The organism is Ornithinibacillus massiliensis (assembly GCF_018310345.1).
Taxonomy (GTDB): Bacteria; Bacillota; Bacilli; order Bacillales; family Amphibacillaceae; genus Ornithinibacillus; species Ornithinibacillus massiliensis.
In genome coordinates this window covers 158317-178612 of sequence record NZ_JAGXBY010000006.1, presented here as the reverse complement: position 1 = coordinate 178612, position 20296 = coordinate 158317, and the positions used below count along the sequence as shown (strand labels likewise).

At 36.1% G+C, this 20296-nt stretch carries 21 protein-coding genes and 2 riboswitches; of the genes, 2 read left to right on the top strand and 19 right to left on the bottom strand.

Translation table 11 applies throughout. From position 1 onward, the window contains the following. Window positions 1-23: 23 nt before the first annotated feature. From KGF86_RS16165 to KGF86_RS16135, 7 genes are all read right to left on the bottom strand, one after another. Window positions 24-512, bottom strand: coding sequence for a VanZ family protein (locus KGF86_RS16165; protein ID WP_343221470.1), 489 nt, complete (start codon window positions 510-512; stop codon window positions 24-26). A 79-nt stretch (window positions 513-591) separates the two neighbouring features. Then, window positions 592-918: a helix-turn-helix domain-containing protein gene (locus KGF86_RS16160; RefSeq protein WP_186870620.1), complete on the bottom strand. Its 327-nt coding sequence runs from the start codon at window positions 916-918 to the stop codon at window positions 592-594. 81 nt (window positions 919-999) lie between these two features. Then, a complete protein-coding gene (locus KGF86_RS16155; RefSeq protein ID WP_246521669.1) occupies window positions 1000-1110 on the bottom strand; it encodes an anti-repressor SinI family protein in 111 nt (36 codons plus the stop codon). A 30-nt stretch (window positions 1111-1140) separates the two neighbouring features. Then, window positions 1141-1216, bottom strand: a riboswitch (cyclic di-GMP riboswitch). Window positions 1217-1351: 135 nt separating this feature from the next. Continuing rightward, window positions 1352-2047, bottom strand: coding sequence for an LPXTG cell wall anchor domain-containing protein (locus tag KGF86_RS16150; protein WP_186870622.1), 696 nt, complete (start codon window positions 2045-2047; stop codon window positions 1352-1354). Window positions 2048-2084: 37 nt separating this feature from the next. Then, entirely contained in the window at window positions 2085-2672 is a 588-nt protein-coding gene (gene sipW / locus KGF86_RS16145) for a signal peptidase I SipW (protein WP_186870623.1), read from the bottom strand. Beyond that, window positions 2673-3476: an amyloid fiber anchoring/assembly protein TapA gene (gene tapA / locus KGF86_RS16140; RefSeq protein WP_186870624.1), complete on the bottom strand. Its 804-nt coding sequence runs from the start codon at window positions 3474-3476 to the stop codon at window positions 2673-2675. 124 nt (window positions 3477-3600) lie between these two features. Continuing rightward, entirely contained in the window at window positions 3601-4302 is a 702-nt protein-coding gene (locus tag KGF86_RS16135) for a TasA family protein (protein WP_211742448.1), read from the bottom strand. Window positions 4303-4950: 648 nt separating this feature from the next. Between KGF86_RS16135 and KGF86_RS16130 the strand changes: the two genes are divergently transcribed. Both KGF86_RS16130 and KGF86_RS16125 read left to right on the top strand, forming a co-directional pair. Further along, window positions 4951-5895, top strand: coding sequence for an LCP family glycopolymer transferase (locus KGF86_RS16130; protein WP_425516499.1), 945 nt, complete (start codon window positions 4951-4953; stop codon window positions 5893-5895). A 103-nt stretch (window positions 5896-5998) separates the two neighbouring features. Continuing rightward, the gene (locus tag KGF86_RS16125) at window positions 5999-8020 is read left to right on the top strand and encodes a penicillin-binding transpeptidase domain-containing protein (protein WP_186870627.1); all 2022 of its coding nucleotides are present in this window, start codon (window positions 5999-6001) and stop codon (window positions 8018-8020) included. Window positions 8021-8437: 417 nt separating this feature from the next. On the opposite strand, the gene KGF86_RS16120 is transcribed toward KGF86_RS16125, so the two are convergent. The 12 genes from KGF86_RS16120 to KGF86_RS16065 form a co-directional block, all read right to left on the bottom strand. After that, window positions 8438-8872: an IDEAL domain-containing protein gene (locus tag KGF86_RS16120; protein ID WP_186870628.1), complete on the bottom strand. Its 435-nt coding sequence runs from the start codon at window positions 8870-8872 to the stop codon at window positions 8438-8440. Between the two features lie 145 nt (window positions 8873-9017). Next, entirely contained in the window at window positions 9018-9455 is a 438-nt protein-coding gene (locus KGF86_RS16115; protein ID WP_186870629.1) for an IDEAL domain-containing protein, read from the bottom strand. 170 nt (window positions 9456-9625) lie between these two features. Then, window positions 9626-10672 (bottom strand): hypothetical protein, encoded by a 1047-nt coding sequence (locus KGF86_RS16110; protein ID WP_211742447.1) that lies wholly within the window; start codon window positions 10670-10672, stop codon window positions 9626-9628. A gap of 138 nt (window positions 10673-10810) precedes the next feature. Beyond that, window positions 10811-10993, bottom strand: coding sequence for a cold-shock protein (locus tag KGF86_RS16105; RefSeq protein ID WP_186870631.1), 183 nt, complete (start codon window positions 10991-10993; stop codon window positions 10811-10813). 137 nt (window positions 10994-11130) lie between these two features. Beyond that, the gene (locus KGF86_RS16100; protein WP_211742446.1) at window positions 11131-11868 is read right to left on the bottom strand and encodes a Cof-type HAD-IIB family hydrolase; all 738 of its coding nucleotides are present in this window, start codon (window positions 11866-11868) and stop codon (window positions 11131-11133) included. 12 nt (window positions 11869-11880) lie between these two features. Further along, window positions 11881-13068, bottom strand: a complete 1188-nt coding sequence (locus KGF86_RS16095; protein WP_211742445.1) for an MDR family MFS transporter — start codon at window positions 13066-13068, stop codon at window positions 11881-11883. 315 nt (window positions 13069-13383) lie between these two features. Continuing rightward, window positions 13384-13983, bottom strand: a complete 600-nt coding sequence (locus tag KGF86_RS16090) for a pyroglutamyl-peptidase I (protein WP_186870634.1) — start codon at window positions 13981-13983, stop codon at window positions 13384-13386. Between the two features lie 21 nt (window positions 13984-14004). Then, window positions 14005-15204, bottom strand: a complete 1200-nt coding sequence (locus tag KGF86_RS16085; protein ID WP_281413793.1) for a CynX/NimT family MFS transporter — start codon at window positions 15202-15204, stop codon at window positions 14005-14007. Between the two features lie 314 nt (window positions 15205-15518). Beyond that, window positions 15519-16847: a DUF4179 domain-containing protein gene (locus KGF86_RS16080; protein ID WP_211742444.1), complete on the bottom strand. Its 1329-nt coding sequence runs from the start codon at window positions 16845-16847 to the stop codon at window positions 15519-15521. Then, the gene (locus tag KGF86_RS16075; protein WP_246521632.1) at window positions 16828-17361 is read right to left on the bottom strand and encodes a sigma-70 family RNA polymerase sigma factor; all 534 of its coding nucleotides are present in this window, start codon (window positions 17359-17361) and stop codon (window positions 16828-16830) included. The genes KGF86_RS16080 and KGF86_RS16075 overlap by 20 nt, the downstream gene beginning before the upstream one ends. Before the next feature lie 260 nt (window positions 17362-17621). Next, window positions 17622-18254: a response regulator transcription factor gene (locus tag KGF86_RS16070; RefSeq protein ID WP_211742443.1), complete on the bottom strand. Its 633-nt coding sequence runs from the start codon at window positions 18252-18254 to the stop codon at window positions 17622-17624. A gap of 119 nt (window positions 18255-18373) precedes the next feature. Continuing rightward, window positions 18374-18459: riboswitch (cyclic di-GMP riboswitch) on the bottom strand. A gap of 140 nt (window positions 18460-18599) precedes the next feature. Continuing rightward, window positions 18600-20294, bottom strand: coding sequence for a methyl-accepting chemotaxis protein (locus KGF86_RS16065; protein WP_211742442.1), 1695 nt, complete (start codon window positions 20292-20294; stop codon window positions 18600-18602). Window positions 20295-20296: the final 2 nt, after the last annotated feature.

The following is a 20296-nucleotide window of genomic DNA, read 5'->3' as shown; positions in this document are numbered from 1 at the left end:
ATTTTTACTATAATTATTAAATTTTATATTTTTTTCCATTTTTTGTACCGGATTAGTAGAAAGAAGTATGCCACGCTAGCTCCAAATCCGTCAATTACTACATCTCCATAAAAAGGCGTTCTGTTTGGTGTTAAGCCTTGATGTAATTCATCCATAATAGCATATGCAATCGTCAATCCAAATGAGACAACTAGAATTTTATGTAAATTCCATTGTACGGTCTTTCGGAATGCTATACAAAACAGAATCATCAATAAGAAAAATGCACCGAAATGCGCCCCTTTACGAATGAAAAATTCGATAAATCCTTCTACACCAAGTGCAGCAATGCTTACCTCTGATTGATTATATATAAATGAAACCCAACTAAAATACGGTTCTAAAATAGAAAAATCAATAATGCTCGCTAGTAATGGTTTCATATCCTGTTTTTCATAAGGGGTCGCAGAAGAAAAGAAAATGACAGCCATCCATATGATTGGCAGAAACCAATAAAATAGTTTACGATTCATCATTCCACCATACTTGTCCAAAATCACTTATATTACTATATCATAACAAATAAAAAAACCGCAGTATAATCTACGGTTCCTAATTATTATTTTTTCTCCATTTATTAAATTCAAGGAAACTCTTAAAATCTTCTTTCGATACACCAGATTCCATCGCTTCTTTCACGATTTCTAGCCATTCTCCGTCTAAATCTTCCAATTCTATGGAGTCTTTAGTATTAATTAATTCATTCACAGATACACCTAGAACCGCACTAATTTTCTCGATGAATTGTATAGATGGATTGGATTGGAGGTTACGTTCGATTGAACTTAAGTAAGACTTGGCAACATTTGCTTTTTCTGCTAGTTCAGATATAGACATTTTCTTTTCTTTGCGTAATTGTTTGATTTTTTCTCCGATCAATTCGACTCACCTCTTTCAAGCGAAATTATATCACAAACAGGTGAGCAGTTCTATATTAAGTACAAAAATACAACAAAAGAATTATGCATGGTGCTTTGCTTCCGCTAGAAATAGTCGTATTTCTTCTACGGTCATCCCCTGTTTTTTTGCCTCCTTAATTAACAAAATCCACTCATAGTCTAAACCGATCATTTTATTCAAATTCCCGTCCCCCATACTTATCTATGCAATCCAGCCATCCAGTATTGGACCTGTGACTTTGCGTCCCCATCTCTCAATGAGGTTGCCTTTGTATAGATGGAATTTATTACTAAATCTATTATACTAAAGAACTAGTACTTTATGTATGTCTTGTTTTGTCAGAATGAAACTAGTTTTGTAGGAGGTTCAAACCAATCATATTACTTTTTTCGATATGCTACACTCTCCTCATTCACGCTTTTTTCAATCTTCTAGAAATAATGTAAATGATTAACCCAGCTAGAAGTAAACAGGTACCAATTAATAAATAATGAAACATATTTGTTGCTGTCTTAGGAAGTGGAGATCCTGCTGTGTTATCTCCATCGTTTATTTTACCTCCCACATGCTTTACATCTTTGTCTGTTTTGCTATTATCTTCACCATCGGAATCACCTGTACCAGGGGTGCTATTAGCTGCCTCTGCTACAAACGACATGTTAAAAAGAACAGCTAACCCTTGAAACTCATTACCAAGATGCTCCGGAAAACGAACGGTGATGTCTATTTCTTCGTATGTGTTAGCAGCAAGAAATCTCTTCGGTAACGTTTCCAATTCTGCTAATTTACCTTCATATAGTATCCCTTCCTCCCCTTCCATTTCGATGAGAAGTTCATTAAATAGTTTCGCTTCCCCTTCATTGGTAATGCTTATCTGATAGTGAAAATCATTTTTCCCGTCATTCATAACCGTAAGTGTTCTTGGTGCCCAGTCTCCTGGTTTCATATTATTCACATTAAAAAGCATATCACTAGGTGAAAGCGAGATAGCTATTTCTGCTTTTTCATTAATTGTTGCATTGGAATTATCGGCCATCGTTAATAAAGGATCATGTAGTATAAAAAACCCGATAACGAATGCCAAACTAACCAACATTAGCCGCTTCAATTCATCGCCCCCTTAAGGCAAAACTATCAAAATCATATTAAGATACCGTACTATTTTCATTTATTTGTTTAGCTAGTTCTTTATTCGTAGCCTCTAGTTCTCGAACTGCTTGCCATATAGTGAAACCGGCATACACGATTAGGATGAATCCTGGTATTAATAGTAAAAATGCTCCATTTTGGGATTGTGCAAAGTTAACGACATATCCTAAATAAGGAATAGTGAAGCCTGTATACTGGGCAACAACGTTATCAGAAAGTACTAAGCTACTATCTGGGGAAGCATTATTATCTCCCTTTGTTCGATACATAACATGTTCTCCACTATTTACTACCTCTATAACCCTATGGGTAATTAACTTTCCATCTTCTTCCACGAATGTGATAACATCCCCCGATTGAAAGCGAGTCATGTCTCCACCAGGCTCCACTGCGATAATAGAACCTGTATTGAATTCTGGCTCCATTGATCCCGATAATACCGTTTTTAATTGATAGCCTAGAATTTCTGGTTCTCCCCCTGAAGCTTTCGTTGCAACAACCGTAACCGCTAGAAAGATTAATACAGCCATCATGACATACGTAAGTAAATTACCAGTCCATTTTGCGACTGTTTTTAAATTCATTTAATTTTCTCCTTCCTCAGATGAATTCACAGTGTCTTCTTCCATCGGTTCACTCTCTGAATGAACAGATTCATTTTGTTCAACTGGATTTTCCTCTACCCCATTTATTTCATTAGCATTATCTTTTTTCGTGCTAGCCTTATTTTCATCTTCATTCTCTTCTTCTGGTTGTATGACGGTCTGCTCTTCTACTATTTCTTCCTCTTTAGGTTCATTTTCACTCGCTTCTTTCTCATTGATAGCAGAATCTTCTTCGTGTTTTTTATCTTTTGGCGGGCATTGTACCTTTACTTTATTGCTCCATATTTCCGTTCTATTCTCTTCATTTTCTTGAAAGCCTGGTAGCTGATACGCCATGAATTGATACCAACCTTCTTCTGTTGCAGTATATGTAAGGCTTATTTCTTCACCGGCATTTAATGGTTGTATCAGTCCATTTGCAATTTCTTTGCCAAGTTTCTCAGGGTTACCTTTTTGTTCAGAATAAAATACTTTGTATTCTGTTGCCCCTGTCATGTCACCGTGTCCAATATTCTTGATCTGTACTTCTATTTCAACTGGTGGACAGCTATGTACAACATCTGTTGCATTATCAAGGAATGCTAATTCACTTCCATCCCACCAGTCACTTGCTGTAGAAATGGTAGTCGTCACCTTAGGACTTGTATAGCTAAAATAAGCCGTTGTAGTTGAGGTAACGAGCGATAATGATGCGATAGAAGCATATAGGATAGCTAATAATTGCATGATAATGATTAATTTTCTATGTTTTTTCCGATACTTAGCTACTCGTGACTGTCTCATTTTCTCCCCCCTATCTCCCCCTTATTAACTATCATCGTTATTCCAAGACTTCGATTAACCAGGATAGTTAATAAATAAGGAATGGAAAGGTGAGGATTCTCACCTTTCCTTGTTCATATTAAAATTACTTTTCTTCTCCGTCAGTTTGGTAACCTTCGAATGTCCAAGTAAGCTCTAAGTCTAGATTTTGTAGTTCATTTTGTGCCACACCAGTATCATTGAAACGGAATTGAACATCAAAGTTAGCTTTATCGCCAGCTTCAATACCATATACTTCCTCCGGTACATCATCAAATACTGGATCAACTGTTATCCATTTGCCAAAGACTGGCCAAATAATCCATTCCCAATATCTATACCCTTCTTCAACCATAATGTTTTCAAGATTTACTTTTGTTGCTAAATCTTCTGGTGTTAAATCACGAAGGTCTTTTAAACTTACTTCAAACAACACTTCATAATCCGCATCCCCAGAAGTATTTTTTAAGAATTGCACATAAAGTTGTTCTGCATATGCATCTGCTAAGTCATTACTAACAGCCTCACCATTTCTTGTAACCGCATATTCTGTCTTTAAGTCAACATACTTAATATCAAGCGTTCCATTGTTTTGTAATTCAAAAGATCTTGGCATCCAGTCTCCAGGCTTAAGATTATCCATTTCTACTTGTACAGTCGGATCAACATCAAGTTGAATTGTACCGGAAGCAAACGTGTTCGTTTGCGCTGCAGTATCACTAAAGTATGCAAACGTTCCTCCACCGATTAATGCAATACCTAATACAGCTGATGTAATGCCCATACCTAACTTTTTCTTCATACTCATCCTCGTTCATCTCCCTAATTTAAATTCTAATTACAGAACAATTCACCTTTAAATCTGCGCAAATTTAAAAGTGTCGGGAAAGAGTTTTATAATCATTCTCTTTCCATATGTATTTAACCAGTTAAACACAATCGTTCTTCAATAAGACTCATTTCGTTCCTAATAAAGAACAACCTAATTGGAGTATAGGATAATTTACTTAGATATGAAAACCTCAAATTTCGGCAAATATTCACTATAAAGAACGTTTTTGTTGGATTATCTTTATATTTCTTTAGATTCCTTATAATTACGTACTTTTTAACGTATTATATTTACTTTATAAAGAACAATTTGGATTACTATTATGTATGCCTATCTTTATAGTATGTGTAATATTATAAAGATAAGATTATGGAAGGAGTATTCTTATATGAAATAACAAACACGAATTTTGTGGGTAAGTGTTCGAAAGCCAACTGAGATAAGTGAATATTGCTGCTAACTACTGCTAATCGTTGTGTTTCTTTTTGGAGGAACTAAACCGCTATATGATTAACACAATTCCATTAGCGAAAAATAATGAGTAATAAATCCTATTTTGCAATAGACTAAAATGACAGGATTCGATATAATATTTCCAATAGTTAACAATTAAGGAGAATGACAGTGGCGGAATCAAGGAAAGAACTCAAACAAAAGAAAAGACGGAAATGGTTATACTGGGTCGGTGGGATACTTCTTTTCCTTCTACTAGCCGGTGGGGGATTTGCATGGTATGTATGGGATAAGATACACGACACAGTTAATACCATGCATGAACCATTGGATCGTGATAAAGACCCTAAAAGGCAAGAAGAGATTAATAGCATTTTCAAAGACAAAAAATCAATCAACATTTTACTTCTAGGTGTAGATGAACGTGAAGGTGACAGAGGTCGCTCCGATACCATGATTCTCATGTCATTAAATCCGAAGACCGATTCGATGAAAATGCTTAGTATTCCAAGAGACACTTATGTCAACATTCCTGGCCGAGGAATGGATAAAATCAATCACGCCTATGCATTTGGTGGGGTTGAATTATCTGTTCAAACCGTTGAAGAAGCCTTCGATCTTCCAGTACACTTCTACGGTAAAATAAATATGGAAGGCTTTGAGCTTGGGGTAGATGCTTTAGGTGGCGTAACCATCGATAATCATATAAATTTTACACAGGATGGCTTTCACTTTGAAGAAGGTAATATTCGTTTAAATGGTAAAGAAGCATTAGCTTACATTCGGATGAGAAAAAGTGACCCACGTGGAGATATGGGGCGGAATGAAAGACAACGCGCTATCGTAACTGCTGCAATGAATGAGGCTGCAAGTTTTTCAAGTATAACAAAAGTCGGTGAGATTCTCGATATTGTAGGTAATAATGTCAATACCGATTTGCAAATGAAAAACATGCAAGCATTATTCACCAACTATCTCGGCACTAGAGCGAACATCGACACAATGGAGATTTCTGGTAGCGGCCAAATCATTGGAGGAATTTGGTACTATATAGTACCGGAAGCAGAATTCAGTAGGATTTCAACTGAGATAAAAGATCATATGGAAGCGAACTAAAGAAAATAAGTCACCTGATGAATTCAGTGTGACTTTTTCTTTTATATCGATGATATAATACAAAGAGAGAAAAAAACACTTACAGATAGTAGGGGGATTAGTTATGAAACGCTTCTTTATTACCTTTGCATTATTTCTAGCTTTGATATTAGCTGGATGTTCCGAGGATAAAGTAACACCTCATGACAGACTTGATGACTATTTTAAACTTTGGGAGGAGCAAAGCTTCTCCAGTATGTATGATATGCTTACAGAGGAAGCTAAGCAAGCATATCATACAGACCAATACATAGACCGCTATGAAAAAATATACCAAGACTTACACATTACAGAAATACAATTACATTATGAAAAACTATCTGATGAAAAGATAAAACAAGCTTTGGAAGAAGGTACGGCAACGATACCATTTTCAGCAAGTTTGACGTCAATGGCTGGTCCAATTGAATTTGACTATGAAGTAACGTTAAAGCAAGCTGGGGAAGAAGAAGAGAAGAATTGGTTTATCGATTGGAATCCTGGTTTTATTTTCCCGGAAATCAAAGATGGTGGAGAGATTCGAATATCTACTACTGAGCCAAAGAGAGGAGATATTCTAGACCGTAACAGACTCCCATTAGCTCTAAATGGAATTGTATATGAGGTTGGGATTGTTCCTGGGCAATTGGGTGATAATCCTGAAGCAAGTAAAAAAAAGCTTGCTTCCCTATTGAATATTTCTGTTGCATCCATTGATAATGCTCTTAATGAGAGCTGGGTTCAGCCGGATTTGTTCGTCCCAATTGGAAAAAAGGTGCAAGAATCCGATCAAGCTTTGCTAGACCAATTATGGCAAATGGATGGCGTAATGACACAGCAAACAACAGGGCGTATATATCCTTTAGGCAAAGCGGCGGCACATGTTGTAGGGTATGTGAGAAAAATAACAGCTGAAGAATTAGAAGAGAAAGACCCTGAGCGATATACAGAAAATGATATGATTGGTTCTACTGGTTTAGAGAGACGTTTCGAAGATGAACTAAAAGGCGAGAAAGGGGTTAAGATTTACGTTACAGAGGATGAAAAAGAGGTTGCCACATTAGCCATGAAACCAGTAGAGGACGGAAAAAATATTCAAACAACCCTTGATATTACGGTCCAAGAGGAATTATTTAACTCTTTGGATGATGCACCGGGAACGGCGGCTGCTATCCACCCTAAAACCGGGGAAACTTTAGCATTGGTAAGTAGCCCATCCTTTGATCCAAATAAACTAGTCTATGGCATTTCTCAAAGCGATTGGGAAGCACTTCAAGACAACCCAGAGCAACCTTTATTTAATCGCTTTAATGCGACATATGCACCAGGCTCTGTTATAAAGCCAGTCACAGCAGCTATTGGTTTACAAAATGGCACGATTAAACCTGAGGAGGAACTCGAGATTAAGGGGCTATCTTGGGGTAAGGGTGAATCTTGGGGCAATTATGAAGTAACTCGTGTGTCCGAAGCTAACCCAGTTGACTTAATGAAAGCCATGGCTCTTTCAGATAATATTTACTTTGCAATGAAAGGTGTTGAAATGGGTGGTGATCAACTAGTAAAGGGACTCGAACAGTTCGGTTTTGGCGAACAGCTACCAATTAATTTCCCAATATCTACTTCAACCATTTCAACTTCTGGAACGTTAGATGATGAAGTATTAGTAGCAAACACAAGCTATGGTCAAGGTGAGGTTGAAGCAAGTGTCCTTCATTTAGCCACGATGTATACGAGCTTTTTAAATAATGGCAATATGATCAAACCAATTTTATTAATGGAGGAAGAACCGAATCAAGTTTGGAAAGAAGGTCTACTATCACCAGAACAAGCTACTATCGTGCAAGAAACATTGCGAAATGTAGTTACAGATGGAACGGCTGGCTATGCGAAAAATGCTTCATTCCCTATCTCTGGGAAAACTGGAACGGCAGAATTAAAATTAACCTTAGATGAGGAAAATGGCGAGCAAAATGGCTGGTTTGTTGGTTATCCAACAGAGGATCAGGACATCATCATCGCAATGATGATGGAGAAGGTTCAAGATCTCGGAGCAAGCGGATTAGTTGTACAGAAGGTTACGGATGTATTGGAAGCTATTAAAGAATAGAAACTTGTAAAAATGGCGCTTCCTACGAATGAATTAGAGAATGGGACAAAAAAAGTAAACGTAATGGATGTAAATACGAACATCTACTAGCTCCTAAAAATATACGTAGACGAAAGTGGGATGAATAAGGAAAGCTTGAGGCCTTAGATGTACCTCTAGTCTATTAACAATACTACTTAGAAGGTTTTTTCGGTGCATGGCTACTAAGAAGTAGCAGCCTGATAGACACTTCGGTGGATTTTTTGAGCAGATACCACCCCCTATACTGAAAGTAACCGCAACGATATTTCCAGTACAGGGGGCTTGCTCATTATTCGTATTTGCCTTTAAGATAAATCTTTTTCCCTTCCCCTTTATAAGAATTTACATCATTATTATTTATTTAAGATTAAAATGCTTCACTGTTTTATTAACCTTTTATAATAATGCAATTAAATCATAAAATGCTTCTTCATTGCGTTCATCTAATGCTTTATCAATTAATCGTTTAATATTTTGTTGTACTAGTTGATCCATAATAACATCAATATCTTCATTTATATTTTCTGTTTGAACATATTCAATATGAGGTTTTGTGATAAAGTAGAGCTTAATTAGAAAATCTGGAATATTGATTAGTTCACTCATCGTTAAATAAAATACGTTATCATCCTTCTTAAATGCAAAAGTCGCATCCAGATTCTCAATTTTTTTCGTTCTACGATTGATAATGAATTGTTTAGACTGTTCAGGGATAAATTGATACACTTCATTCTGTATAGAAATCGTGAAGTGTTCTTCATCCAAATAGACGTATATATTTTCTAAATCCGTTTTTATACAATAGGGCTTTAATAACTTTACACTTACCATTGTCATTCCCCCAATGCTTCATAATAGAAAAATCTTATTTGTTTAGTACCCGATAAATAAACTTTTAAACACTTTTTTATCAAAATAAATCAAAAGGAGCATGCCTTCCTATCTATCATAGGTAGTAAGTCATGCTCCTTTTGATTTATAACAATTTCACTAATTCGCGAAACATTTTCTCATCACGCTCATCAAGGGCCTTATCGATTAAGCGTTTTAAATTATACTTTTCTAATTCTTCTAATATCAATCTATTTTCACTCGCAATTTCGTCCATTTCATGAACTTCTTCATAATAAGGCTTTGCAATATGGTGTAATTGGGTTAGAAAATCGGGAAGTGTTATAAGTTCTGTCATTGTCATATAAATAATCTCCTTGCCCTTTTGAAAAGCAAAACGACTTTCAACATTTTCCACTCTTCGTGTTTTGCGGTTGATGCGAATCTCTTTAGCTTCAACAGGGATAAATTGGTAGACATGTTTATTAATACTGACTGAAAAATATTGATACGCTAAAATTATACGAACAAACTCATCATCAGCCTTTATATAATAAGGCTTGAGCATCTTTACAGATATCACATTCCCACCTCCCAATATTTTTCAAATCATAATTTTCAGTTAATTCATTTTACATGATTTTACAAGAAAAAACAAGAGGATATTATGGGATTAATTAAATTTGATTCTAATTTCCCTCTTATAAGCTAAAAGTCCTGCGAGTAATGACAGTATACTCACAGGACCAATCATTATTCAATAATTTTTCCAATAATAAACGATTTTATCTTTTCCATTTCTAGATTGGTTAGGTCATATTGTTGTTCAAGCTTCCCTAATAATTCACCGGCTTCTTGCAGGTTGACAACACCTTTTTTCATATAAGCTTTGTAACGCGTATTTAAATCATGAATGACCTTTGTATATTTCTCATCTGTCCCCGGCGTTACTGCTTTTTCATACATATCTATTGTCTCTTCTCCAGGTCCATGTGGAAAAAACTCATGTGGGTCTGTACTATCAAAAATACAAAAATCTAGCTCTCGAACTAGCACCATATCAATACTATTAGGGTCGAAGCTACAGTGATAAAGCTCCACGTCAAAACCATGCGCTAAGCAAGCAGACATGATTTTCTTCATAAAGGTAGATTTACCTGTGCCAGCACGGCCTTTAATATAATTCTTTTTAGATAACGGACGTAAAAGTTCTGGAACAACATTCACTACGCCATCTTTGGTATTAGTGCCAAACAAGCGATGGTATACTTTGGATTCCTTTTCTTGTTTTGAAACACCCTTTAAAAGAGAAGCAATAAATTCTGTTGCAAGTTGATTCGCCTTTGCAAAGTCCATTTCTTTTATATAGACTTCTTCTAAATCGTCATGAATTTTCAGTCCAGCTTCAAAATCTCGGTAGGCATTTTGAATGAAAGTATCAATTGCTTCATGCTCCGATGCAAAATCTTGGCTAGCATCCATTCCTGTAAAAAGGGCAAGGTTTAATTCGAAGGAACTAGGTAAGTCTGCACTAGCTATTCTTTCATCCACGATAGCTACTTTCTTATCACGTATGATAACTCCTTCTAAGAATTCTTTACCTATTGAGCTATAAAGTACCTCGATATGATGATCTTCCTCATATTGGTTTATGATTTCCTTTATAATAGCTGTTTTGAGTGAATAGGAGGGGTGTTTTAGTATGATATGATGATGAAAATCAGAAGTGTTGGTTGACAAAAAGTTTACAAAGCCTTCTGCTGTGTTTCCACTGACGTAGTACCCAATTTTGCTTGTCAAAATAACACATCCTTTGACTTTTGTTTTGTACTTTAATGTATGTATAGGCAGTTGTCTTGGTGAATGAAACAAATAACCTAAGGAAACACTCCCGAATCAATCGAGAGTGTTCTTTAAGTTCTTTAACGCTATTTATTTCTATTTAACTTCTGGTAATACACGTACTTCTGTTGTCATGTTTGATTGGCATAATGGACATTCTGGTTCTTTGTCAAAGCTAAATGATTCTCTCATCCAGCCATTACAATCCTCGCTAGTACATGCCCATACATTTGTTTCAACTTCCGGGACTGGCTCTTTTGGTCCTCTTGAAAAAGACATTACAGCATCCCCTTTCAGGCGTTGTATTTCTATTATACCTCTTTTCGAAACACAAAGAAAGGGACCTTGGATTTACTTACCCACCAGTAACAAGAATTGAATAACTAACCTATTCGTAAGGAATTACGTTATATGTCTTAATCTTCTAGGACAAACTTTTCAATTGCTTTTGCTACACCATGATTTACGTTCGTATCGGTTACGTAATTTGCTACTTTTTTAATTGCTTCTTGTGCATTTCCCATTGCTACACCGAAACCTGCTTCTTGAATCATTTTAATATCGTTCAAGCTGTCTCCACATGCCATTACGTTATCTATCGTAATCCCGATTTCGTTACAAACACGATGTAGCGCTTTTGCTTTGCTAACACCTTTGGGATTAATTTCAATGTTAGTTGGTAATGAATTGGTAATCTCAAGGTCAGCAAAATAGGATAGTTCTTTCACTACTTGAGCTAATTTATCCGGGTTTTCTGAGTCTACACCAAATTTCAACCATTGATAGTCGTATAAATTATCTGGACGTTCTCCAATGAAAAATCCTTCTGTAGAAGTCATCCACATATGGAGACCTAGTCCTTCACCTAAATTCCATATTTTTTCTACGACTTCCGTTTCTAATAAATGTTGCTCCAGTAATTCCTTTTTCATTGTCCAAATCTCGCCACCATTACAAGTGACTAAATACGATGTCAGGCCTAGTTCCTCTGCATACGGATAGCAGGTACCAAGTGATCGTCCCGTACTTAAGACAACATGGACACCTTTTGTAAGTGCTTGTTGTATCGCCTCTTTCGTACGAACATCAACCTCATGAACCTTATTCAATAACGTACCATCCATATCTAATGCAATTAACTTAATATCAGACATCTAAAAACCCCTTTATGCTTCTTTTTTTAATGCTTGCTCGGGCTTGATTCCTCGATCGTATAGTTTTGTAGTGAAGAATGGAATTAATAACATCACAATTAATCCATAAAACAGCACCTGAATATTAAAGTAATCAACAACTAAACCACCTAAGAATGGTCCAAGCATTCTACCTGCAGCCGCAACACTGTTGATAAATCCTTGATAAAATCCAGCACGACCTTGTGGTGCTAGTTCATTTGCCAAGGTTGGAATGGCAGGCCAAATTAGCATCTCCGCTATAGTCAATATTACCATAGCTACAGCAAACATAGTAAATGCTTCAGCATACATCGCGATAAGATATGATCCTAAAAAGATAACAGCCCCAACATAAATATGTTTTCTAGGTGAAGTAATTCTATCGGTAAATAGCTTTAATAAAGGCTGACCTAACACGATTAGGAAACCATTAATGGCCCAAAGCGAACTGTATTGTTCTAATGGAATACCGATATCCTGTGTGTATGATGCAATGGTAGACTGCCACTGGCTATAAGCGAACCAGGTAACAAAGAACCCAACACTTAAAATAATTAATGCAGTAAAAGTGGATTTATCTTTAATCTTTCCACTTTGCTCGATTACATTAGTATGCATATGTCGATTTCTTTCTTCATCCATTCCTTTAAATGCAAAGAAAACAATAAAAGTAAATACGATAAATAGGGCTGCATTCGCAATGAAAATATAATCAAATGAAATACTTGCTACATACCCACCAATTGTCGCTCCAAGTGCGACCCCAAGATTTTGGGCAACATAAATCGCATTAAATGCACGTCTTCCACCTTCTGGCCATACAGATCCTGCCATGGCAAACATGACTGGCCATGTAATTCCTGATCCAAGTCCAATTAAAAGAAGACAGATAGAATACGATATAATATCATGATTAAACGCTAAGAAGATCGATGAGCTCGCTGATAATAACGTCCCTAGTAGAATCGTTTTATAAGCACTAAATCTATCAAATAATACTCCTCCAACTAGGTTACCGACAATGTTAGCTCCCTGATTAAACATTAAAATAAAGCCCGCAAATGCTAAGCTTCTTCCTAATTCATTATGCATGTATATAGTATTAAGTGGCCATAAAAAAGAACCACCAGTTACACTAATGGTTGTAGCTATTGCTAAAAGCCAAATGTATTTTGGCATACTCATCAACTCGCAATCTATTTTTCTCGTCAACTACGTAATTTTAATATATTTAGTTGATGAAAGCAATGAAGATAATGTAAATAATTTTCTTGTCTAGGACTTTTTTGGTAATAAATCCATAGCTAGAATATATCAAGCTTTGTCTAACGTTTTCTAAGTCCCCTATTAGGCATATCTTTCTTTTTCATATACAGTGGGCCGGTATATTCTAGCTACTTATGTATCGCTTATAATCTGATTCCTTAACCTTTGATCATGCTTAAACCATCATGTCAAACCTTGCCTGACTGTTCATAATTTTATTGACAATGTTTATTGGATACAACTTATTGCTACTTTAACCGCCTCTGTTAAGTCTTGTTGTGACCAGCTTGGCATGTTCTTCTTTACGGCTAAGTTGTGTGATGCTGGGATGTGGATAAACCCTGATGGCTGCTCTAATCCTTTTTGCTTTAAATAATGAAGTCCATGATACATGACATTATTACAAAGGTAGGCACCTGCTGTATTAGAAATTTTGGCTGGATAGCCTGCTTCTTCTAGCTTGGCAACCATTTGATAGATGGGAAGTTTAGAAAAGTACCCATCTGGACCATCCACAAAGATTTTTTCTCCATTTGGCTTATGTCCATTATTATCGACTGGACCATCATTACAGTTAATCGCAATTCTTTCTGGAGTAATACAATTTCTACCAGCTGCAAGCCCTAAGGATACAACTGCATTCGGTTGATGCTTCTCAATTAATTCTAATAACTGGTTACCAGATTTATGAAAATCAACCGATAGCACCTCACCAATAATTTCATAATCCCCAATTAGTTCCCCATTTAACTGGTTTGCAATTTCCGTAGTTGGATTAATAGGAAATTCTAAGAATGCCTCAAATCCAGTTAGTAATAATTTTTTCATGTGAACACCTCTCCTGTTTTATTAAACGTATTTATCTCTACCTGCTCCAAACCCAAAAACAGTAACTAATAATGCGACTATCATTAATGAAATGATTGGTATTGTCCAAGCATGGGTAAGGTCGAATAAATATCCAATGAAGATTGGACCAATAGCAGCTAGAATATACCCTAATGCTTGTGCCATTCCAGATAAAGAGGCTGCTTGCTTTGCATCCCTTGCTCTCATTCCTAAGAAGGCTAATGCCAAGGCAAACGTACCACTCAATGCAAGTCCAATTAATGTAATACTAATTATTATTAGGATATTATTGGTACCTAATAACAATCCTGTAAAACCTACCATAGAACAGATTCCCATAACCAATACAATTAATCGCTGTGAAGCAAATTTAGCTGCCAGCACTGGTACTAAGAAACTAGCCGGAAGACCGACAAATTGTGTATAGGATAGTAACCATCCAGCCGTCTCCATACTCATGCCATGAGAATGTAGAATTTCTGGTAACCACGAGATTGTCACATAAAATAAAAATGACTGTAATCCCATATATGCTGCAATTTGCCAAGCTAAAGCAGACTTCCAAACATTCGTATCTGTACCCGTTATAAACTCGGTTTCGGGCGTAGCATGACGGCTTTTATTAGATAAATAAATCCAAATAATAATCCCTAGCACTGCAGGGGTAGCCCACACACTAAGAGCAACTTTCCATCCTAATCCGATACCATTTGCTAACGGAACACTTACTCCAGATGCCGTTGCAGCAAATATCCCCATTGCAGTTGAATAGACACTAGTCATTAAACCTACCTTTAATGGAAATTTATCCTTAACGACTCCTGGTAATAGAACATTACAAACCGATATACCAACCCCAACTAGCAATGTTCCTAGAAATATCAAGCCTATTAATGACACGGAACGGACCGCTATTCCAGCTAATAAAAAAATAAGCCCCCATAAAATGACTTTCTCATTGGTAAATCGATTACCTAGCCTTGCAGCAATTGGTGACATAAAGGCAAAAGCGATTAATGGTAAGCTTGTTAATAACCCTACACTCCAATTCGATAATCCTACATCATCTCGAATGGTACTCATAAGTGGTCCAACAGATGTGATAGCAGGCCGGAGATTAAAAGCAACGATGATGATTCCTGCTACTACTAAAAATTTGTATAACTGATTGTTGTTAGCCTCTTGATGATGCAATTCCAATTCTCATGCCCCTTCCAATATATTACTGTCACTACTATAGCATAATCCATTAAAAGAAGAAAAAGGAGGAGACTTGCCAATTTAGCTTTTTGTGAAGAATACGTTATTATTCATAGGGTTTTAGTATGGAATTTTTTGTAATTGTTTGGGATGGGATTTAATGAGAATAGCCACTACACCATACCCTTCATTCGATCATCTGCTTTGTGTTATACTCATCTATCCACCTTAATTCTAATGCCATGTAAATATTTCCTCGGAAATACAGGGAATATGTCGTAAAAAGAAGTGGATGAACTAGCATCCACTTCTTTTTACTTTAAATCTATTCTTGTTTCTAACTCAGGAAACACCTGGTAGGTAGCATCATCTAACATAAAATGTGTATCCTTATCTATATCAACCTTTGGATATGTTACGATTACTTTATTATCCCCATCATATTGAAAAGAAACAGCATTTATATATTCATCCTTTTCCTTATTCACAATATAAGGAAAGACCGGAATAGTTTGATCCGTTGTATACGTTATAATAGTTGCATCTTCTTTATGTTTAATGCTCTCAACTTTAAATTCTGAATGACTGCCTACAATCTCACCCTCTGCAAAAGGAACATGGTGCTCATTTCTTTTGAAACTTATATAATGTTCATGTATGAACTCTTCACCTTGAAATGTAGTAATATAAGGAATGATTTGATAAGAGTATACATTGACCCCTCTTGGAATTTCCAGGACGTCATTAAACCTATTTACTTTGCCTACTTTAGGAGTGTTGCCGCCGGAACTATAATTATCTAGTAGATACATATGACCCTCTTTGCCCATTCCAATTACACGATAATTAAAATCTGTATATCCTGATTCCGGTTCTTCTACTTTGAGTTTTGTATAGGCTATTAGCTTTAATGTAGAAGGAGACAATTCTACATTCCCAATCATCATCGAATTTCCTAATGCATCTTGTTTAGCTTCAAAATCCGAGGATACTAAAAACTCCATTTCTTTATCTAGATGAAATTGGAAGAACCAATCTCCTTCTACATCATTAACCTTGTTGATGTGTAAACTTATTTCTGCATTAGGCTCAATATCCTTAACCTGATTAAAATGAATCACTCCACCAGTATCGAGTACATCGCGTTGTGAAATCTGAAATAAACTAGGGTGTGATTTACCATCCACAAGTAATTCAAAATCAATGAACCATTCATTAAATAGGATTTCATTCTCTTTCTCCGGATGAACCTCATAAGAAATTGCTAATTGGTGATTATCCATATACCCTTCTTCTAGCCTTACCTTAATCCCTTGATCCACTACTTCCTGATCTATTCTTTGGGAACGACCCTCTGTAACCATTCTTTTTAATCCATCGTCACTTTGCTGATACATAATAGATGTCGTATTTGGATTTTCACCACTTGCTAGTTCTAGATCATTACTTAACAACAATAAACCAAAAGCTAATACAAAGATAGACGCAATAGTGGCTATGACTCGTTGCTTAGGAAAATAGAATGGTTTCTTCTCTTTATTACGTGCCTTGATAAGGGCATCTTGCACTGTTTCTTGAAGCTTTTGTTCTGGGATAGGTGTTCCATCTACCATTCTACTAATCTCACCTCGCAGCTTCTCCATATACATCTCCTCCATGTGCTAATTTTTTCTTCACAATTTGTAATGTTCTATGTAGTTGGGATTTCACGGTCCCCTCTGGCTTCTCCAAAATATCCGCAATCTCTGGTATGGAATAGCCATAATAGAATCGAAGTAATAATAAGGTCTTTTGATTTGCTTTTAGTTTTCCAAACACCTCTTCGATATCCATCACCAGTACGGTGAGATTTTCCTCGACAATTTGTGTATTAAGCCATCCAACATCTAATGGGATAATATCCTTCGATTTTTTGATATGATCTAATGCAGTATTAATCAGTATTCTCGTAATCCAGGTAGAAAAGAAGTCGATATTCTTTAATCTATCGAAGGACTTATAGGCCTTAATAACGGTATCTTGAACAATATCTAAAGCAGTCTGTTCATTCTTTACATACGAGTATGCTACTCGATATAACTTTTTCTGCTCTTGTTTAATTAATGTTTCAAATAACTGCTCACGATTCTTTTGTTTTTCTGATTTAAACATAGACATATTGTCTCCTCCCTTCCATTATTTTACTATACAATGAAGAACTATTTTTAAATTACTGCTATTTATTAGACATCACTTTATATAAAACCGTTCCAATTAATTTTTTCATAAAAAACACCGCACTATTTAATGCAGTGTTCCGGTCTATATTCTGTTAAAGGAACAGTCTACTAAAAATGACAAGAGACCTACCCCTCATCCAAATATAAAAGGCAGGTTCTCTGAAATTACTACTCAGAGAACCTGCCCCTACTTACGTATTATAATGTTATCCAATTATTTTTAATGGCCTTGATAACGGCATTGGTACGATCGGATACATGTAGCTTCTTCAAGATAGAGCTTACATGATTATTCACTGTTCTAGTTGAAATAAATAGCTCTTTGGCAATGCTACAGTTGTTTAGACCTTTTCCAAGCTCCTCTAAAACCTTCCATTCTTGTTCGGTAAGAATGCCAGCTGGTCTAATCGGGTCTTTTCTAGTTAGTTTTACATAATCATCAAGTAGAATTGCTGATAGTTTCGGATGAATATATTGTTGATCATTTAACATCGATTTAGTAGCAAAAATTAATTCACTTAATTCCATACCATTATAGAAATATCCATGTAACCCATAACGGAAAAGCTCCCGTAACAAGTCATTGTCTAAATCAGATGTCCAAATTGCTATTCGGATTTTCTTTTCTAGAAACCTATCAATTACCTCATTAATATCGATAGTCGTATTTAAATCAATAATGACTAAATCACTTTTAATTGAAGTCATTTTTGATTTAAATTCCGCAGATCCTATAGCCTTCCAGTCATGCTCAGGAAGACTTTCTTCCAGTTTTTCCACAATAATGTCTCGAACTAGATCTTTCTCTTTAATAATTGTTACTTCACTCATAGCCACTTCTCCCATCAAATTTATTTCCCTATTACAAATGGTAGAAATTGCCAAAATATGAATTACACATTAAAAAAGACTATTCATAATAGAATAGCCAAAATATTGATACAATCCATTTTGGCAACCAGGCGATCATAGCCATTACGACCTTAGACCCTTAGCTTTGCGTCCTACCCTTTCAGATAGTTTGCCTTTATCAGTTGGTGTTTCGATTTATTCACATAAGGTTATGTTAAACCATATCTAGTAATAAATGCAACTAAAATATCATTAAATATAGGATGTAATGATAGGAAAAAAAGATACTAGACACTTTCCACTAAATGTGTCTAGTATCCATTACTATAATTTAAAATTACCTACTAAATCATTCAGTTCCTCTGCTAGGGTGGCTAGTTTTTTGGAGCTATCAGCGACTTCCTCCATTGAGCCTCTAACCTGTTCTGCAGAAGCTGACGTCTCCTCTACCCCTGCAGCTGATTCCTCTGAAATAGCTGCAATCTCTTGGATAGATCCGTTCATTTCTTGACTGTTCGCAGCAATACTGGACAGGTTGCTCGTAATGGTTGAAATGTTTTCGACCATACTGGAAACCGCTTCGGTAATTTGACTAAATGTATCTCCAGTAGATTCAATTTGTTCTGTACCAATTTGAACCTCTTTATACCCTTCCTGTAATGACTCCGTAACAAGCGTTGATTCCGACTGAATACTCATTACCGTGTCTGTTATATCATTTACCGATAGCGCAACCTGCTCCGCTAACTTTCTCACCTCGTCAGCAACTACTGCGAAGCCTTTCCCATGTTCCCCAGCACGTGCCGCTTCAATTGCAGCGTTTAATGCTAGTAAATTAGTTTGCTCTGCAACATCCCTAATGATCGATACTAGATTGGTAATTTTTTGCGTATGCTCATGTAGTCCTTCTACTTTTCCTACAGCACCATGAACAATTTCATCTACTTTACGCATTTGTGTGGTTGAAGATTTCATTAAATCTCTTCCCGTATTGGTTAAGTCAAGCACATTCTTGGAGTGTGTTTCAATTGCTGCGCCACTTTCATCTGCCTCTTGTACTTGAACAGCAAATGAACTCATTGCCGATGATAATTCACCTGCACTATCTGCTTGTGTTTCCGTACCGTTAGCTAATTCTTCCATTGTCATTGCTATTTGCTCGGCACCTGTTTTCACTTCGTTAGTAGACTGAGTTAGTTCGGTACTCTGGGTAGCTAAGGTTGTCGATACATACTTGATTTGATTTAATAATGCCCGAATGCTCATACTCATCTTATTCGTCATATGAACAAGTTGTCCAATTTCATCTCGGTCATTGGATATTAAATCTTCCTGGCTTAAATCGCCATCAGAAATGGTCTGCATTCTCTCCATAACCAGCTTTATTCGCTTCGCAATCATATTAGAAGCAAAAATAGCCAATGTCGTTCCGATAACGATGCTAGCAATACTTAATATGATGGTCAGAACCATCATTAATTCACCATCATTAACCATATTCTGTCCTAGTTCATTAATAATCTCTTTACGATGCTCGGTAGCTTCTTCAAATCCTTGGGTAATCTCTGTTCCTAATGGCATTACTTCCATTTGCATAATTTGTAATGCTGCTTCTTTATCACCACGATCATACGCTTGTAGTGCCTTATCCGTTAATGTTCCCCACTCATACTTCTTATTAAGTAATTCCTTCGTGCTTTCTGAATCACTCAATTCCATCAGTTCATTCTCTAACGCAATACTTGCCTCTACTTCATTTTCAAATTGCTGACGAAGACTTTCATCCTCCAGTAGGAAATATCCTCTTAATAATGCTGAGCGATTTGCCATATCATAGGATATATCCTCATCAAGCATAAGTAGGGCTAGCTGTTTGTTTACTATTTCTTTGGATTCCTTATTGATTAGATTAATTGAATATAAGGAAAAAGCCGAATAAATTACAACAAAAAATAATACGGTGGAAAATAAAAATAATATTCTAGTGCGTATCGATTTAAAATTAAATAAATTCTTCATTA

Excerpts from the sequence above, each read along its gene's own strand:
- KGF86_RS16165 (WP_343221470.1), bottom strand. The coding sequence starts at position 512 with ATGAATCGTAAACTATTTTATTGGTTTCTGCCAATCATATGGATGGCT.
- KGF86_RS16155 (WP_246521669.1), bottom strand. The coding sequence starts at position 1,110 with ATGATCGGTTTAGACTATGAGTGGATTTTGTTAATTAAGGAGGCAAAA.
- sipW (WP_186870623.1), bottom strand. The coding sequence starts at position 2,672 with ATGAATTTAAAAACAGTCGCAAAATGGACTGGTAATTTACTTACGTAT.
- tapA (WP_186870624.1), bottom strand. The coding sequence starts at position 3,476 with ATGAGACAGTCACGAGTAGCTAAGTATCGGAAAAAACATAGAAAATTA.
- KGF86_RS16135 (WP_211742448.1), bottom strand. The coding sequence starts at position 4,302 with ATGAGTATGAAGAAAAAGTTAGGTATGGGCATTACATCAGCTGTATTA.
- KGF86_RS16125 (WP_186870627.1), top strand. The coding sequence starts at position 5,999 with ATGAAACGCTTCTTTATTACCTTTGCATTATTTCTAGCTTTGATATTA.
- KGF86_RS16120 (WP_186870628.1), bottom strand. The coding sequence starts at position 8,872 with ATGGTAAGTGTAAAGTTATTAAAGCCCTATTGTATAAAAACGGATTTA.
- KGF86_RS16105 (WP_186870631.1), bottom strand. The coding sequence starts at position 10,993 with ATGTCTTTTTCAAGAGGACCAAAAGAGCCAGTCCCGGAAGTTGAAACA.
- KGF86_RS16100 (WP_211742446.1), bottom strand. The coding sequence starts at position 11,868 with ATGTCTGATATTAAGTTAATTGCATTAGATATGGATGGTACGTTATTG.
- KGF86_RS16095 (WP_211742445.1), bottom strand. The coding sequence starts at position 13,068 with ATGCCAAAATACATTTGGCTTTTAGCAATAGCTACAACCATTAGTGTA.
- KGF86_RS16090 (WP_186870634.1), bottom strand. The coding sequence starts at position 13,983 with ATGAAAAAATTATTACTAACTGGATTTGAGGCATTCTTAGAATTTCCT.
- KGF86_RS16080 (WP_211742444.1), bottom strand. The coding sequence starts at position 16,847 with ATGGAGAAGCTGCGAGGTGAGATTAGTAGAATGGTAGATGGAACACCT.
- KGF86_RS16075 (WP_246521632.1), bottom strand. The coding sequence starts at position 17,361 with ATGTCTATGTTTAAATCAGAAAAACAAAAGAATCGTGAGCAGTTATTT.
- KGF86_RS16070 (WP_211742443.1), bottom strand. The coding sequence starts at position 18,254 with ATGAGTGAAGTAACAATTATTAAAGAGAAAGATCTAGTTCGAGACATT.
- KGF86_RS16065 (WP_211742442.1), bottom strand. The coding sequence starts at position 20,294 with ATGAAGAATTTATTTAATTTTAAATCGATACGCACTAGAATATTATTT.